This is a genomic window from Hoeflea algicola (assembly GCF_026619415.1).
Lineage (GTDB): Bacteria > Pseudomonadota > Alphaproteobacteria > Rhizobiales > Rhizobiaceae > Hoeflea > Hoeflea algicola.
The window spans coordinates 1,547,674-1,563,239 of sequence record NZ_JAOVZR010000001.1 but is presented as its reverse complement, the minus strand read 5'-3'; the positions used below and the strand labels follow the sequence as shown (position 1 = coordinate 1,563,239).

Genomic DNA, 15,566 nt, shown 5'->3' with positions numbered 1-15,566 from the left:
TTGGCTTCCAAGACCGTTTCCGCCGATCAGGGCAACCCGCTCGGCACCCTGAGAAATTTGTGGCCGTATATGTGGCCGGCCGACCGGCCCGACCTGAAACTGCGGGTTCTGTGGGCGACGCTGTTTCTGCTGTTGTCGAAAATCGTTCTGATCTCGGTACCCTATTTCTTCAAATGGGCCACCGATGCGCTCAATGGCGCCAGCGATGTGGCGGCCTGGATGCCGGCGCTGATCGCGACCCCGGTTATGCTGGTGATCGCCTATAACGTCGTGCGGATTGTGCAGTGGGGTTTCAATCAGTTGCGCGACGCGTTGTTTGCCAGTGTCGGCCAGCATGCTGTGCGCCAGCTTGCCTACAGAACCTTTGTCCACATGCATGAATTGTCGCTGCGATTCCACCTCGAGCGGCGCACCGGTGGGCTGTCACGGGTGATCGAACGCGGCACCAAGGGGATCGAGACGATTGTCCGCTTCACGATTCTCAACACCGCGCCGACATTGATCGAGTTTGCGTTGACGGCGGTCATCTTCGGCGTTGCCTATGGCTGGAGCTATGTCGCCGTCACCGCCGTCACGGTCTGGTTCTATATCTGGTTTACGGTGCGCGCGTCCGACTGGCGCATCGGCATCCGCCGGGCGATGAACGCATCGGACACAGATGCCAACACCAAGTCGGTGGATTCGCTGCTCAACTTCGAGACGGTGAAATATTTCGGCAACGAGGAGATGGAAGCGCAGCGCTTCGATCGGTCGATGGCGGGGTATGAAACGGCCGCGACCCAGGTCTGGACTTCGCTTGGCTGGCTCAATATGGGCCAAGGGGTCATCTTCGGCGTCGGCATGACCATCATGATGGTGATGTCGGCGATGGCTGTGCAGGCCGGCGATCAGACCATCGGCGACTTCGTGTTCATCAACGCGATGCTGATGCAATTGTCGGTACCGCTCAACTTTATCGGCTTCGTCTATCGCGAAATCCGTCAGGGACTGACCGACATCGAGCAGATGTTTGGGCTTCTTGATGTCGAACCGGAAGTGCGCGATGCGCCGGACGCCAAGCCGCTGGTGGTCACCGATGGCGCCGTTCGCTTCGATAATGTCAGCTTCAGCTATGATCCGGCGCGGCCGATCCTCAAGGGCATTTCTTTCGAAGTGCCAGCTGGAAAGACCGTCGCCATTGTCGGGCCGTCGGGTGCCGGCAAATCGACGCTCTCGCGGCTGCTTTACCGGTTTTATGACATCCAGTCGGGCAGCATCTCGATTGACGGTCAGAATGTTAATGACGTGACCCAGAAAAGCCTGCGTGCAGCCATCGGCATGGTGCCGCAGGACACGGTGCTGTTTAACGACACCATTGCCTACAACATCCGCTATGGCCGGGTTGGCGCCAGCGATGAGGAAATCCGCCAGGCAGCCGACCTGGCGCAGATCGGTGGCTTTATCGACAGCCTGCCGGAGGGCTTCGAGTCGATGGTGGGCGAGCGCGGCCTGAAACTTTCGGGCGGCGAAAAGCAGCGTGTGGCGATTGCTCGCACCATCCTCAAGGCGCCGCCGATCCTGATTCTTGATGAAGCAACTTCAGCACTGGATACAGCCACCGAGCAGGAGATTCAGGCGGCATTGGACTTTGTTTCGGAAGGGCGAACAACGCTGGTCATCGCCCACCGGCTCTCGACCGTTGTCAGCGCCGACGAGATCATCGTGCTCAAGGACGGGGTGATCGCCGAGCGCGGCCGGCATTCCGAACTGCTTGCGCAAAAGGGACTTTACGCCTCGATGTGGGATCGCCAGCGCGAAGCCACCGAGGCCGAGGAGCAGCTCAAGCGCATGCGCGAGGACGATGCGCTGGGGATCGTCACCCGTCGCCGCACCCCTGAAATCGACGAGGTCTGACGCGGGGATTGGGCCTGTTGGCGGCGGCGATTGCCGCCGCTTGCGCCAATTGCCTGCCCGACTTTGCCGGACGGGATTGCAATTACCGGTGCAAAGTGGTTTCCACTTGGGTCCGAATTGCTGTAGGCACGGCCAGCACACATCTCGGGGAATTTCGTCATGAGCATCTTTGACAGCGTTCGCAATGCGCTGGTCCCGGTTCACCGGGAAGGCTACAAATTTGTCGCCGCGTTTTTTGGCGCTTCTGTTCTGCTTGGTTTTATCGCCGATCCGCTGTTCTGGATCGGTCTGGTGTTGACTGCCTGGTGCGCCTATTTCTTTCGTGACCCGGAACGGGTGACGCCGCTGGACGACGATCTGGTGATCAGTCCCGCCGATGGCAGGGTCTCCTCGGTGGTGCGGATGACACCGCCCGAAGAACTGGGGTTGGGATCGTCCGAGATGCTGCGGATCTCGGTTTTCATGAATGTCTTCAATTGCCACGTGAACCGGGCGCCCGTGCAGGGCCGGATAGTTCGCAAGGTCTATTCCAAGGGATCGTTCCTCAACGCCGAACTCGACAAGGCAAGCACCGAAAATGAACGCAGCGGCCTTGTGCTGGAAACCCGCCATGGCGAAATCGGGGTGGTGCAGATCGCCGGCCTGGTGGCGCGGCGGATCCTGTGCTGGTCTGAGCAGGGCGAGCATCTTGACGCCGGTGAGCGGTTCGGCCTGATCCGTTTCGGCTCCCGACTGGATGTGTTTCTGCCCGCTGGTGCACGGCCGCTGGTCAGTGTCGGACAGACGGCAATCGCCGGCGAAACCATGCTCGCCGAATTTGGATCAGCCAAGGGGCCTGTGGTCAGTCGGCGCGACTGATGCGGTTATAAACTCATGAAAGACAAAGACACACAAACACCGTTTCTGCCCTACGAGCCCGATGTTCTGGATGAGGGGCGGGGGCCACGGCTGCGGGAAATTCCGTTTCGCATGCTGATCCCCAACCTGATCACGGTGCTGGCGATTTGCGCCGGATTGACCGGGATCCGGCTGGCATTTGAAAACCGCTTCGAAATGGCGGTCGCCATGGTTTTGCTGGCGGCGTTTCTCGATGGTATTGACGGCCGGGTGGCGCGGCTGTTGAAGGCCCAGTCTAAGTTCGGCGCGCAAATGGATTCGCTTGCCGACATCGTCAATTTCGGCGTCGCACCGGCGCTGGTGCTCTATGTCTTTATCCTAGACCAGGCGCGTTCTTTCGGCTGGATCGCTGCTATCGTCTACACGGTGGCAGCGGGACTGCGGCTGGCGCGTTTCAATGTGATTTCCGAGACTGGCAGCAAGCCGATCTGGCTCAAATATTATTTTGTCGGGGTTCCGGCGCCCGCCGGGGCGTTGCTGGTGATGCTGCCGGTTTATTTCGGCTTTCTCGGCATGCCGATCGATCGCAGCACCGGGTTCATTGCCGCAGCCTACACCATGTTCATCGGCTTTCTGTTGGTCAGCCGGGTGCCGGTCTATTCGGGCAAGAGCGTCAGCAGCGGCGTGCGCCGCGATCTGTTCATGCCGTTCATTCTGGTCGCAGTGGTCTATGTCTCACTGCTGATGAGCTTTACCTGGGAAACACTGACGCTGACGGCGATCGCCTATCTGGCGTCGTTGCCTTTCGGTGCAGCGGCATGGTCGCGCAAATACGGGCCGAAGGCCGCGACGCGGAAAGCCGCCAATGCGGCATCTGAAGCCACGCCGGCGCCACCTGAAAGCGACAGCAAACCCGATTAGTAGAGAACCCGTGTGGTGCTCTTGCGCGCTTCGCTGGCCACGCAAGCGTGCGGTAGCTTTAATCGGCTTTGCCGCCGGCCTGGTGTGAGCTTACCCACTCGTCGACGATTTTCTGGGCGCTGACATAATCGGTCTTGCCTGATCCCAGCACCGGGATTTCCTCCACATTGATGATCTCGCCCGGTACCATCAGATCAGCGGCACCGAAACGGCGGGAATAGCTGCGCAATTCTTCGCGCAGCGCCGGCATCTTGGTGGTTACCAGCACGATGCGTTCGCCCTTGCGGGTATCCTCGACGGCCACGGCTGCGTGCTGAGCCTCCGGCCAGAGCTTCTGCACCAACAGTTCGATCGCACCCAAGGAGACCATCTCGCCGGCAATTTTGGCGAAGCGCTTGGCCCGGCCGCGAATGGCGATGAAGCCGTTACCGTCAATTTCGACGATATCACCTGAATCGTGCCAACCGTCGGCAAGCGGCTCAAGCACGCCGGGGGCGCTGGCCCGCATGTAGCCAAGCATGACATTGGGGCCGGAGACGAACAGCCTGCCGCCAGTGCTGATTCCCTCCACCGGCTCGAGCCTGAGCGCCATTGCCGGCAATAACCGGCCAACGGTGCCGTCCTTGCCATGGCTTGCGGAATTGACCGCTGCCACCGGGGCAACCTCGGTCATGCCGAAACCTTCCAGGATCGCAGCACCGAAACGCTGGTGGTAGACCCTTCTCGTTTCATCGCGAACAGCCTCGGCGCCAGCCACGATCAGCCGCAGGCTCTCGAAATCGGTATCCTTGGCAGTTCGTGCATAGCCGGCCAGAAAGGTATCGGTGCCAAACAGGATCGTCGGCCTGACCTCACGCGCCACAGCCGGGATAATCCGGTAATGCAGCGGCGAGGGGTAGAAGAACAGTCTGACGCCAAACAGCAACGGCAGGATGGCGCCGCCGGTGAGTCCAAACGAGTGGAACACCGGCAGCACGTTAAACAGCTTGTCCTTGGGTGAAATGTCGATGCGTGCTTCGGCCTGGGCTGCGTTGGCGTGCAGGTTCTTGTGCGACAGCACAACGCCTTTGGGCGTGCCCTCGGAGCCGGAGGTGAACAGGATTACCGCCGGATCGGCGGCGTTGACCGGCCGCAATGGCCGCCGCCAATTGATAAAGGCACTGGCTTTTTCAAGAAATGTAATGCTTTCGCGCAGGTCTTCGAGCCAGACGATGGTGACCCCAGCGCCGGTGATGGCCTCGACCAACGGCTCGAGCCCAGCCTTTTCGATGAAGGCGCGGCTGACCAGCACGGACTTTATCTTCGCGGTCGACAGCGCCGACAGGATCGCCGCCGGACCGGCGGTGTAATTGAGCATGGCGGCAACACGGCCGGCTGACTGGATCGCCAAAAATGTCACCATCACGGCATTGGCATTGGGCAGCAGCACGCCGAGTGCCTCGCCGGGCTGACTGATCTTTTCGAACCGGGCGCCAAGTGCCCGCGCGCCCACCAGCAGGCGCTTGTAGGTAAGCTTGCCGCCAAGCGCATCTTCGAGCACGGGGTCCGATCTGCCGTATCGGTCGGCGGCGTCGCGAAACGCCAGAAACAGACCGCGGCTGAAGTCATTGCTGTTGAAGCGGGCAAGCGCCAGCAGGTCGTGGATCCGGTCCTGGTCACGGGCCGCGGTGGCGCCATTGGCGGGCGGCGTGGGGTCGCAAAGATCCAGCAGACCCGATTGCGCGAGCCTCAGGCGTGGCAGGAACTTCCGTGGCGCCTCGGCGGGCGGGCGGGCTGACCAGAGAGAGAACACGGCTCCACCGACATGAAAGGCATTGAGCCGCGCGCGGTGCTTGCGCGCCAAACGTGCCAGATCGGCATAATTTTCAAGCGTTTCCTGCGAGGGTTCGATGTCGGGCGGGAACGGCACCGTGACCGATGCACCGGAAGCCAGCGCCGCTTCCAGCGCTTGGTTATAGTCATCGGCGCCGGTACGGGCAAACAGCCGCATGCCGAACAGGGTGAGCGAGCGGCGATCGTCGGCATGCAGCAGATGCAGGCATTGGCGGTCGAGCACGCTCCACAGCACCGCGACGTCGAGACCCGACTGGCGCGAATAGACATGGATGACCGGGCCATTCGTTTCGTCGGAGCCGGCCAGTTTGCCCTCGGGCAATTCCAGCCGGAACAGCGTGCGCAGCTTCAGCAAGCCGATACCCTGCACCCAGCCGACCCTGTAGGTTCTGGCGGTGTAAAAAGCTGCGATCAGGCCGACCGCCAATAGAATGACGATCAGCGTCGCTGCGGTGCCCGACATTGACTAGCTCCCTCATCACGAACAGCCGCGGTGGCACGGATACCCGGCCAAGTGGCTGTTTTCAGATGGAAGCCTAGACACTGTCCGGACTAATTGGAAGCGACAGGGTGTCGGGGAGGGACCCCGGCTATTGCGAAACCGGATAATCGAAGAAGCGGTTATCGGAAACCCGGAACAATCTGCCAGTCTCGGTGCAATCGGGGCCGCACAGCGGGACCAGCCGGTCGGCAACTTCGGAAGGATGCGGAAGCGTCTTGGGATCTTCGCCCGGGACTGCCAACGCCCGCATCGCTGTGCGGGTCGCACCGGGATTGACCGAATTGACGCAAAGTGGGGTTTTGACGGTTTCCGCAGCCCATGTCCGTGCCAGTGATTCGACAGCCGCCTTGGAAGCCGCGTAGGGACCCCAGAAGGCACGCGGGTTTTCGGCAACACCAGCCGACAGCAGAAGCGCCCGTCCGGCATCAGATTTGATCAGCAGCGGTTCTACCGAACGGATCACCCGCCAGGTGGCCGTCACATTGATTGCCATGACCTTGTCGAACACCTTGGCCTCGACATGGCCGATCGGCGAAATCGTTCCCAGCACTGCGGCATTGGCAACCAGGATATCGAGCTTGCCCCAGCGCTCGTTGATGGCGCCGCCGAGCCGGTCGATCGCCGGCATGTCAGTCAGATCCATCGGCACCAGGGTGGCGCTGCCGCCCTCGGCCTGAATGGCGTCATCGAGTTCTTCGAGACCGCCGGTGGTGCGGGCAACGGCAATCACATGCGCGCCCTCTCTGGCCAGCGCCAGGGCGGTCCAGTAGCCGATACCTCGGGAAGCGCCGGTGACAAGCGCGATACGTCCGTCAAGAGATGCCATGGTTGTGAATTATCCGTTGTTGCCAAGCAGCAACGACAGGCGACGCACATCGCCCTGGTCGCCCTGGTCGGTGAGCGCTGTCGGGTAGTCGCCGGTAAAGCAGGCGTCACAGAATTGAGGACACTCTGCGTTGCGGCTGGGTTCGCGAACCGCGCGGTAGAGCCCGTCAATGCTCAGGAAGCCGAGACTGTCGACGCGGATGAAATCCGCCATTTGCTCAACAGTCATGCGCGACGCCAGAAGCTTGGATTTTTCCGGCGTGTCGACACCGTAATAGCATGACGACATGGTTGGCGGCGAGGCGATGCGCATATGCACTTCGCGGGCGCCGGCTTCGCGTACCATCTGCACGATTTTCTGACTGGTGGTGCCGCGGACGATGGAATCGTCGACCAGCACAACACTCTTGCCCTCGATCATTGCCCGGTTGGCGTTGTGCTTGAGTTTTACGCCCATGTGCCGGATCGAGGCAGACGGCGCAATGAAGGTGCGGCCGACATAATGATTGCGGATGATGCCGAGCTCAAACGGGATGTTGGCGCCCTGGGAAAAGCCGATGGCCGCCGGGGTTCCCGAATCGGGCACCGGAATCACCAGGTCGGCGGTGACGGGGGCTTCGCGCGCCAGTTCCTCGCCGATCCGCTTGCGCACCTCGTAGACATTGCGGCCTTCGATGATCGAATCGGGGCGGGCAAAATAGACATACTCGAATATGCACAGCCGTGGCGGTTGCTTCTCGAACGGGAAATGGCTCTCGACACCCTTTTCGGTGATCACCACCACTTCGCCAGGAGAGATGTCGCGGACGAAGCGCGCGCCGATGATGTCGAGCGCGCAGGTTTCCGATGCCAGGATATAGGCGCCGTCGAGGTCGCCCAGCACCAGCGGCCGGATTCCCAGCGGGTCGCGCGCGCCAATCATTTTCTTTTCCGACAGGCCGACCAGCGAATAAGCGCCTTCAAGCTGCATGATGGCATCGATGAATTTGGGAACGATGTGGGTTTTCTCGCTGACCGCGATCAGATGCAGGATGGTTTCGGTGTCAGAGGTGGATGAGAAGATCGCGCCGCGCTTTTGCAACTCGCGCTGGACGGTAAGGGCGTTGGTGATGTTGCCATTGTGGGCGATGGCAAAGCCGCCACCGGCAAATTCAGCAAACAGCGGCTGGACATTGCGCAGGCCTTCGCCGCCGGTGGTGGAGTAGCGGGTGTGGCCGATGGCGCGGTCGCCTGACAACCGGTCCATGATCGAGCGCTTGGTGAACGTGTCGCCAATCAGGCCGACGTGGCGCTCGACGGCAAACTGCTGGCCGGTGTAGGAGGCGATCCCCGCCGCTTCCTGTCCCCGGTGCTGAAGCGCATGCAGGCCAAGAGTTACGACAGCCGCCGCATCATCCTTGCCAAATATTCCAAATACCCCGCATTCGTCGTGGAAGCAGTCAGCTTCGTTGTCGAGCGGCGTCGAGCCAGTATCAGTCATTTGCGTCGGACCTTTTCCAACAGGCCGGCCGGAGTGCTCCCGACCGGAAACAGTCATCCGCTTGTTGCGGGCGCTTCCTCGGAGGCAGGCTTTTCATCGCCGCCGCCGCGCAGCCGCTCGAGGATGGTCGCGTCAGCGTCATCGGGCAACATGTTGACCAACCGCGCGCCAAGCGAATCAAGCATCGGCTTGGATTTCGCGGTGGCGACCCATTCGGGTTGCTTTGGCGCCGCGACCAGCCAATTGAAGAACAACATGGCGACCACGACCAGGAGAACGCCGCGGGCCGCGCCAAACACGAAGCCGAGCGTCCGGTCGAGGGCGCCGATGCGGCTGTCGATAATGAAATCGGCAAGGCGCATGGTGATGTAGGAGACGATGATCAGCGCGACCAGGAATACAACGGCCGCCGAGCCGATCATCGCGACCTTTTCGGAATCGGTGTATTTCATGGCGAAGGGCGCGAGCACCGGATAGAGGAAATAGGCGGCTGCAGCCGCTGCGATCCAGGACGCGACTGCGAGGATCTCGCGCGAAAAGCCACGGACCATGGCCAGCACCGCCGAAAATAGCGTGATGCCAAGCAAGATGCCGTCGAGAAGGGTAATAGGCATGAAATCGCGTTCCGTTCAGGCTCTGCCCCCCATCGCCCGTTCGGGCGCCCGGATGGGCTGAATTCAGTTTAGTCCTCGTCACCTTCAGTCAGTTGCGCGGCCTTTGAACCGGCAATGCGCGCCACCAGATCCGGCAAGCCCTCCATCAGCGCCAGGCTGGTGCTGCGGTGAGCGGGCAGATCGGCGGAGCCTGATGGCAACACCGCGCTGGGAAATCCCAGCTTCTCGGCCTCCTTGAGCCGCAATCCCGTTTGCGCGACCGGCCGGATAGCTCCCGACAGGCTGACTTCGCCGAAATAGACGCAATCGGGCGGAAGGGCAAGCCCGGCAAGGGAGGAAACGAGGGCCGCGGTCACCGCCAAATCGGCGGCCGGTTCGGCAATGCGGTAACCGCCGGCGATATTGAGGTAGACATCATGGCTGCCAAGGCGCACCCCGCAATGGGCTTCAAGCACGGCCAGGATCATCGACAGACGGGCCGAATCCCACCCCACGACAGCGCGGCGCGGGGTGCCGAGACTGGAGGGGGCAACCAGCGCCTGAACCTCGACCAGCACTGGCCTCGTGCCCTCGATGCCTGCAAAGACTGCCGCGCCGGGGGCTTTGGCGTTGCGCTCGCCCAGGAACAGTTCGGATGGATTGGCGACTTCGCGGAGGCCCTTGTCGGACATTTCGAACACGCCGATCTCGTCGGTAGCGCCGAAGCGGTTCTTGACGGTGCGCAGAATACGGTAGTGGTGGCCGCGGTCGCCTTCGAAATAAAGTACGGCGTCGACCATGTGCTCGACCACCCGCGGGCCGGCGATCTGACCATCCTTGGTGACGTGGCCGACCAGCACCATGGCAGCGCCGGTCTGTTTGGCGTAGCGCACCATGGCATGTACGCCGGTACGCACCTGGGTAACGGTGCCGGGGGCAGAGCCCGCCTGATCGCTCCACAATGTCTGGATCGAATCGATGATGACGAAATCGGGGCGTTTGCCATCGGCAAGGGTGGCCAGAATATCCTCGACATTGGTTTCAGCGGCGAGCAGCACGCCCGAGTCGGCAGCACCCAACCGCTGGGCGCGCAGCCGCACCTGGGCCACCGCTTCCTCACCCGAGACATAGATCACCCGGTGTCCCTGACGGGCGAGTGCCGCGGCAGCCTGCATCAGCAGCGTTGATTTGCCGATGCCGGGATCACCGCCGACCAGCACGGCGGAGCCGCGTACAAAGCCGCCCCCGGTGGCTCGGTCGAGCTCGCTGATCTGGGTGGAAATACGCGGCGCTTCCTCGATTTCGCCGGACAGGCTGGCAAGCGCCACCGGCCGGCCCTTGCGCGCGGCGGCACCCGGCCCGCCGCCGACGCCGGCGGTGGTGTCATCCTCAACAATGGTGTTCCATTCGCCGCAGCCGTCGCATTTGCCGGCCCAGCGTGCATGCACGGTTCCACAGGCCTGACAGACGAATTGAGTTCGGGCTTTGGCCAAGGAAGGTCCTTTCAGGCGGTGTAGTGACGGTCGTAACGCCGGCCGAGCGAGGTCAGCATTTCATAGCTGATGGTTCCAGCCGCGTCGGCTGCCTGTTCGAGCGGAACTGTCGCGCCGAGCAATTCCAGCCAGTCATCTGGCTTGACTGCGCCCTCGGGCAGGTCGGTGACATCAAACATGGTCAAATCCATGGTCACCTTGCCGATCACCGGCACCTGCACGCCGTTGATGGCGCCAAAGGCGCCTTGCGGCACGGCCGAGCGCAGCGGCACGCCCGCGCCGGAACCGGAGCGGTGGAAACCATCGGCGTAACCCACGCCGCAGACCGCGATGCGGCTGTCGCGGGTGAGCACATGGGCGCCGCCGTAGCTTACCGTCTGGCCTGCTTTCGCATGGCGGATGACCAGCACCCGCGTTTCGGCGGTGACAACCGGTCGCATCCGGTTTGCCACGCCTGAAACCGGTTCGCCGCCATAAAGCGCGATGCCGGGACGGGTCAGATCATGATGCGTATCGGCTCCGAGAAAGATGCCGCCGGAATTGGCGAGACTTGCCTCAATGCCTGGAAAGGCAGGTCGGAGCGCTGAAAAACTTCGACCTGGCGGGCGTTGAGCGGGTGATCGGGTTCATCGGCACAGGCGAAATGGCTCATCAGCAGCGCCGGCTGTGGGCCCCCGGCTTCAGCGTGCGCCACGGCCTGCTCAGGCGTCAGGCCGAGCCGGTTCATGCCGGTGTCGACATGCAGCGCATAGGGGCGCGTCCCGGCATTTTCGCGCCAGAACGCGGCTTGGTGGGGTGAATTTATGATCGGGATGAGATCGTGGGCGAGGATCTGCGCGAAGGAATCATCAAAAACGCCGTTTAGCACATAGATTCGGGCATCGGGCAGCAGCGGTCGCAGGCGCGCGCCCTCGTGGGCATCGGCGATAAAGAAATCCCGGCAGCCTTCGCGCGCCAGCCTAGGGGCTGCCTGCTCAGCGCCGGTGCCATAGGCGTTGGCCTTCACCGCCGCGCCGCAGCGCGCGGTTCCGGAAAAATCCCGCATGTAACGCCAGTTGGCGGCGAGTGCTGCCAGATCCACCGTCAGGCGAACCGTGGCGGCGGAATTGGCGAGGGGGAGAGCGATGACAATGAAACAGCCTATTCGTCGTGGACGAACTGATTGTAGGAATTGTCGGCCAGATCGGCAAACCGGGTGAATTCTGCCTGGAAGCCCAGTTGCACGGTGCCGGTGGGGCCATGGCGCTGCTTGGCAATAATGACGTCGGCGGTGCCTTTCACCTTGAGCATCTTTTCCTCCCAGGCAAGGTATTCAGGTGTCTTGATGTCGGCCACGACCTCGTCGGGCGAGCGGCGTGGCTCGCCGTTCTTGACGTAATATTCCTCGCGGAACACGAACAGCACAACGTCGGCATCCTGCTCGATCGAACCCGATTCACGCAAGTCGGAAAGCTGTGGCCGCTTGTCCTCACGGCTTTCCACCTGACGTGACAGCTGCGACAGGGCGATAATTGGAACATTGAGTTCCTTGCCAAGCGCCTTCAGGCCGGTGGTGATCTGGGTGATTTCCTGCACCCGGTTGTCGCTGGATTTGCCCGATCCGGTCATCAGCTGGATATAGTCGATCACCAGCACATCAAGGCCGCGCTGGCGCTTGAGCCGCCGCGCGCGTGCCGACAATTGCGCAATCGAGATACCACCGGTCTGGTCAATAAAGAGCGGGATCTTCTGCATCATCTGCGAACAGCCGACCAGCTTTTCGAAATCCGCCTCGGAGATCTCGCCGCGGCGAATCTTTGACGAGGAGATCTCGGTCTGCTCGGAAATGATACGGGTGGCGAGCTGCTCGGCGGACATTTCCAGCGAGTAGAAGCCGACGACGCCGCCGTTCTTGGCCTTCATCGAACCGTCCGCCTGCACCTCGCCCTCATAGGCCTGTGCAATGTTGAAGGCGATGTTGGTGGCGAGCGATGTCTTGCCCATGCCGGGACGTCCGGCGAGCACGATAAGGTCGGAATGCTGCAAGCCGCCCATCCGCGCATCGAGCGAGGAGATGCCGGTGGAAATGCCTGACAGGCCGCCCTCGCGTTGATAGGCGGCACCGGCCATATCGATAGCCATTGAAACAGCGTCGTTGAACGACTGGAAGCCGCCATCGTAGCGCCCGGTCTCGGCGAGTTCGAACAGGCGACGCTCTGCATCCTCGATCTGGGTGCCGGGTGGCATGTCGAGCGGGGCGTCATAGGCGATGTTGACCATGTCCTCGCCGATCGAGATCAACGAGCGACGCTGCGCCAGATCATAGATCGCGCGGCCGTAGTCCTCGGCGTTGATGATGGTCACTGCTTCGGTGGCCAGACGCGCCAGATATTGTGCCACCGTCATGTCGCCGACCTTGGCGTCGGAGGGCAGGAAAGTCTTGATCGTCACCGGGTTGGCAGTCTTGCCCATGCGGATGATGTCGCCGCCTACCTCGTAGATCCTGCGGTGCAGCGGCTCCTGAAAATGGGTCGGCTTGAGGAAGTCGGATACGCGGTAGAACGCGTCATTGTTGACCAGCATGGCGCCCAGCAAAGCCTGTTCGGCCTCGATGTTTGAGGGCGCCTCACGAAACATCGGGCTTTTTTCGGCTCGGGCCGGAATTGGCTCAATTTTTCGCGCAACATCATTCATTGTGTCTTCGATCCTCGTCAGGGTGTGGGTATTGGTCTGGCATACCCGGACCGGGCGGCAGAGTCTGCGCGCAATCGGTACGAATCGGCCAAGCTCCAGTTTTGTTCCCATTGTCCTCGTTGTCCACAGGCGAGTTGGCGCTGCGGACAATTGAAGTCATGAATATCCAAAAAGTGCTTGGCCGGTTCAGACGTGGATCGAATCAGGAACGCCGTCAGGCAGCGGCAACCAGCGTGTCGCAATCCGTCAGCGTGGCGTAAGTGCCAGCGAGCCCACCCATGAAGGCGGCGTGAACCTGCGCTGCAGGCACGGTGTCGCTGCCAAAGGTGATGTCGCGGGCGGCGCAGGCGTCATGAACCACGGTGACGTCGTAGCCCAGATCCTTTGCGGCGCGGGCGGTGGCGTCGATGCACATCTGGCTCATTGCACCGATGATGATCACACGGACAATCCCCCGTGACGACAACAGATCCTGCAGCCGGGTGTCGACAAAGCTGTTGGGGCGGTGCTTGAGGATCACTTCCTCGCCGGCTTCCGGAGCCACCGAAGGGTGGATTTCAGCCCCCTTGCTGCCGGGCCTGAAGAATGGTGCCTCGGCAGACGGGATCTCATGATGGATGTGAACCACCATCAGGCCTTGCTGGCGGGCATGGCCGAGAATCTTTGCCGCCTTGGTGCTGGCCTGGTCCATCCTGGCAAGCGGCCAACGGCCATCTTCAAAATAGTCGTTCTGGATATCGACGAGAAGCAGCGCGGTGTCGGTCATGGTGATCTCCTTTGATGAGTGGCCAGATTTACATGAAAGCCGGATCACTCTAAATTGGCGAATATGACAAATACTATGCTGAATTCGCCAAAATGGTAACGGCACCGAAATCCATGGCGATCATGGCCTACGCCGGAGTGCAGGAATCGGCGGTGCTGGGACTTGCCGATCTGCTCGATGTCGCCAATGTCATCAGCGCCGGCGGAAGCGGCGCTAATGTCAGGGTAGACGTGCTTCGTCCCGATGATCTGGCGAATGCCCGGCGCGGCTACGATGCAGTGATCCTGCCACCCAACCGAAGCGGCGCGCGGGGGGCTGATGACCGGGTCGTGCACAGTTGGTTGCAGGAACAGCACGGTGCAGGGACGCTTATCGCCTCGGTCTGTGCGGGCGTGTTCTGGCTTGGTCATGCAGGTCTGCTCAACAATCGGCCGGTGACAACCCATTGGGGGCTCGAGAAGGAATTCCGGGAAACGTTTCCGAAGGTGGATCTGCAGCCCGAGCATCTGTTGATTGATGACAATGATATTGTCACCGCCGGCGGCATGATGGCCTGGGTCGATCTCGGGCTGTTCTTTGTGGAGCACTGGCAGGGGCCTCAGGTGTTGACCAGCACCGCGCGTCATCTGCTCGTCGATCCGGGCAAGCGCGAACAACGCAATTATCGCAGTTTCCGGCCAAATCTGGGCCATGGCGACGAGACCATCCTGCGGCTGCAACTGTGGATGGAGAGCCATGTCAGCGAGAATCTGAGCGGCGAGGTGCTGGAAGCACGGGCAAAACTGTCCGGCCGCACTTTTCTCCGCCGGTTCAAGGCGGCGACCGGATTAAGCCCCAATGCCTATGTGCAGGCCTTGCGGGTCGAGAAAGCCCGCGGCTTGCTGGAGCGCACGCGCGAGCCGGTCAGTGCCGTTGGCTGGGCCGTGGGCTATCAGGATGTTTCCGCATTTGGCCGGGTATTCAGGTCGATCACCGGCTTGACGGCGGTGGAATACCGCAACCGTTTCAGCGTGCTTGACATCAGGACCTGAAAAATCCGGTCAGGATTGATCGCTTTGGGTGTCGTCGGAAATCGCAAGGCCTGAGGCCGAAAGCGTCTCGTTCGACAAAAGGTGCTCGCTTTCAAAGGCGATATGGCGCCGCATGGCCTCGAAGAACCCGCGCAGCATGTAGCCGGTGGCCTCGATGTTGATATCGGGGCGGTTGGCACCCAGTGCGTGCAGCGCTTCGGTCAGTTCCTCGGCAAAGCACTCATCCTCACAATGTTCGAATTTGAGCCGGTTGAGGGTGGCTTCGATGTCCTCGTGATCCTTGAGCCGTTCGGCAAACAGCGGAAAGACGACATCTTCCTCGAAACGGTGGAGGACGCGAACCATCGGGCCGAGTGCCCGAGCCGCATAGATACATTTCTGGCGGTTGACACTGTCGGGGAGGGAATCGGCGATTTCCTCGAGTTGATCGCAGAGCAACAACTGCTCCTTGTGTGCCTTGCGCAGAACCGCAATCGGGTTTTCGCCCTGCGCCACCCTAATCGTAGCTTCCTTAGCCATGGTGCGTTTCATCCCAGTAAAAGAGCGATTTTTTGTGTGTTGTTATTGCCCTCTGTAAAACGAGCCTATGGACGGGTTAGGCGGGCGTCCTTGACTTGGATCAAGGCAGTTGAAGAGCGTCTCTGCAATTTGTGCAATTGCTTGGCTTATGGTCGCGGTTTGTCTAAAGGGGCGGGCGCGATCAATGACGCTTGAGTTCG

Annotated in this window: 12 protein-coding genes and 1 pseudogene; 4 read left to right on the top strand and 9 right to left on the bottom strand. The window is 61.4% G+C overall.

The genetic code is table 11. From position 1 onward, the window contains the following. The 3 genes from OEG84_RS07670 (at position 1) to pssA (ending at position 3,651) form a co-directional block, all read left to right on the top strand. Entirely contained in the window at positions 1-1,893 is a 1,893-nt protein-coding gene (locus OEG84_RS07670) for an ABCB family ABC transporter ATP-binding protein/permease (RefSeq protein WP_267653196.1), read from the top strand. Positions 1,894-2,052: 159 nt separating this feature from the next. Beyond that, positions 2,053-2,751 (top strand): phosphatidylserine decarboxylase, encoded by a 699-nt coding sequence (locus OEG84_RS07665; RefSeq protein ID WP_267653195.1) that lies wholly within the window; start codon positions 2,053-2,055, stop codon positions 2,749-2,751. A gap of 15 nt (positions 2,752-2,766) precedes the next feature. Beyond that, positions 2,767-3,651, top strand: coding sequence for a CDP-diacylglycerol--serine O-phosphatidyltransferase (pssA, locus tag OEG84_RS07660; protein ID WP_267653194.1), 885 nt, complete (start codon positions 2,767-2,769; stop codon positions 3,649-3,651). A gap of 58 nt (positions 3,652-3,709) precedes the next feature. Here the strand turns inward: pssA and OEG84_RS07655 are convergent, their stop codons facing one another. The 8 genes and pseudogenes from OEG84_RS07655 to OEG84_RS07620 all read right to left on the bottom strand — a co-directional run bounded on the left by OEG84_RS07655 (position 3,710) and on the right by OEG84_RS07620 (position 13,816). Beyond that, positions 3,710-5,947, bottom strand: a complete 2,238-nt coding sequence (locus OEG84_RS07655) for an AMP-binding protein (protein WP_267653193.1) — start codon at positions 5,945-5,947, stop codon at positions 3,710-3,712. Between the two features lie 127 nt (positions 5,948-6,074). Then, positions 6,075-6,812, bottom strand: coding sequence for an SDR family NAD(P)-dependent oxidoreductase (locus OEG84_RS07650; RefSeq protein WP_267653192.1), 738 nt, complete (start codon positions 6,810-6,812; stop codon positions 6,075-6,077). A gap of 9 nt (positions 6,813-6,821) precedes the next feature. After that, the gene (gene purF / locus OEG84_RS07645; protein WP_267653191.1) at positions 6,822-8,291 is read right to left on the bottom strand and encodes an amidophosphoribosyltransferase; all 1,470 of its coding nucleotides are present in this window, start codon (positions 8,289-8,291) and stop codon (positions 6,822-6,824) included. A 53-nt stretch (positions 8,292-8,344) separates the two neighbouring features. Continuing rightward, complete coding sequence (locus OEG84_RS07640) at positions 8,345-8,905, bottom strand: CvpA family protein (protein ID WP_267653190.1); 561 nt, start codon at positions 8,903-8,905, stop codon at positions 8,345-8,347. A 68-nt stretch (positions 8,906-8,973) separates the two neighbouring features. After that, entirely contained in the window at positions 8,974-10,377 is a 1,404-nt protein-coding gene (gene radA / locus OEG84_RS07635) for a DNA repair protein RadA (RefSeq protein WP_267653189.1), read from the bottom strand. Positions 10,378-10,388: 11 nt separating this feature from the next. Continuing rightward, positions 10,389-11,509 (bottom strand): annotated as a pseudogene (gene alr / locus OEG84_RS07630) (alanine racemase). An 8-nt stretch (positions 11,510-11,517) separates the two neighbouring features. After that, positions 11,518-13,050 carry a replicative DNA helicase gene (locus OEG84_RS07625; RefSeq protein ID WP_267653188.1) on the bottom strand — a complete coding sequence of 511 codons (1,533 nt, stop codon included), beginning with the start codon at positions 13,048-13,050 and terminating at the stop codon, positions 11,518-11,520. A 214-nt stretch (positions 13,051-13,264) separates the two neighbouring features. Then, complete coding sequence (locus OEG84_RS07620) at positions 13,265-13,816, bottom strand: cysteine hydrolase family protein (RefSeq protein WP_267653187.1); 552 nt, start codon at positions 13,814-13,816, stop codon at positions 13,265-13,267. A 92-nt stretch (positions 13,817-13,908) separates the two neighbouring features. Here OEG84_RS07620 and OEG84_RS07615 point away from each other — a divergent pair, with 92 nt between their 5' ends. Next, positions 13,909-14,847, top strand: coding sequence for a GlxA family transcriptional regulator (locus OEG84_RS07615; RefSeq protein WP_267653186.1), 939 nt, complete (start codon positions 13,909-13,911; stop codon positions 14,845-14,847). Positions 14,848-14,856: 9 nt separating this feature from the next. Here OEG84_RS07615 and OEG84_RS07610 read toward each other — a convergent pair whose 3' ends face one another. Continuing rightward, entirely contained in the window at positions 14,857-15,366 is a 510-nt protein-coding gene (locus OEG84_RS07610) for a hemerythrin domain-containing protein (protein WP_267653185.1), read from the bottom strand. Positions 15,367-15,566: the final 200 nt, after the last annotated feature.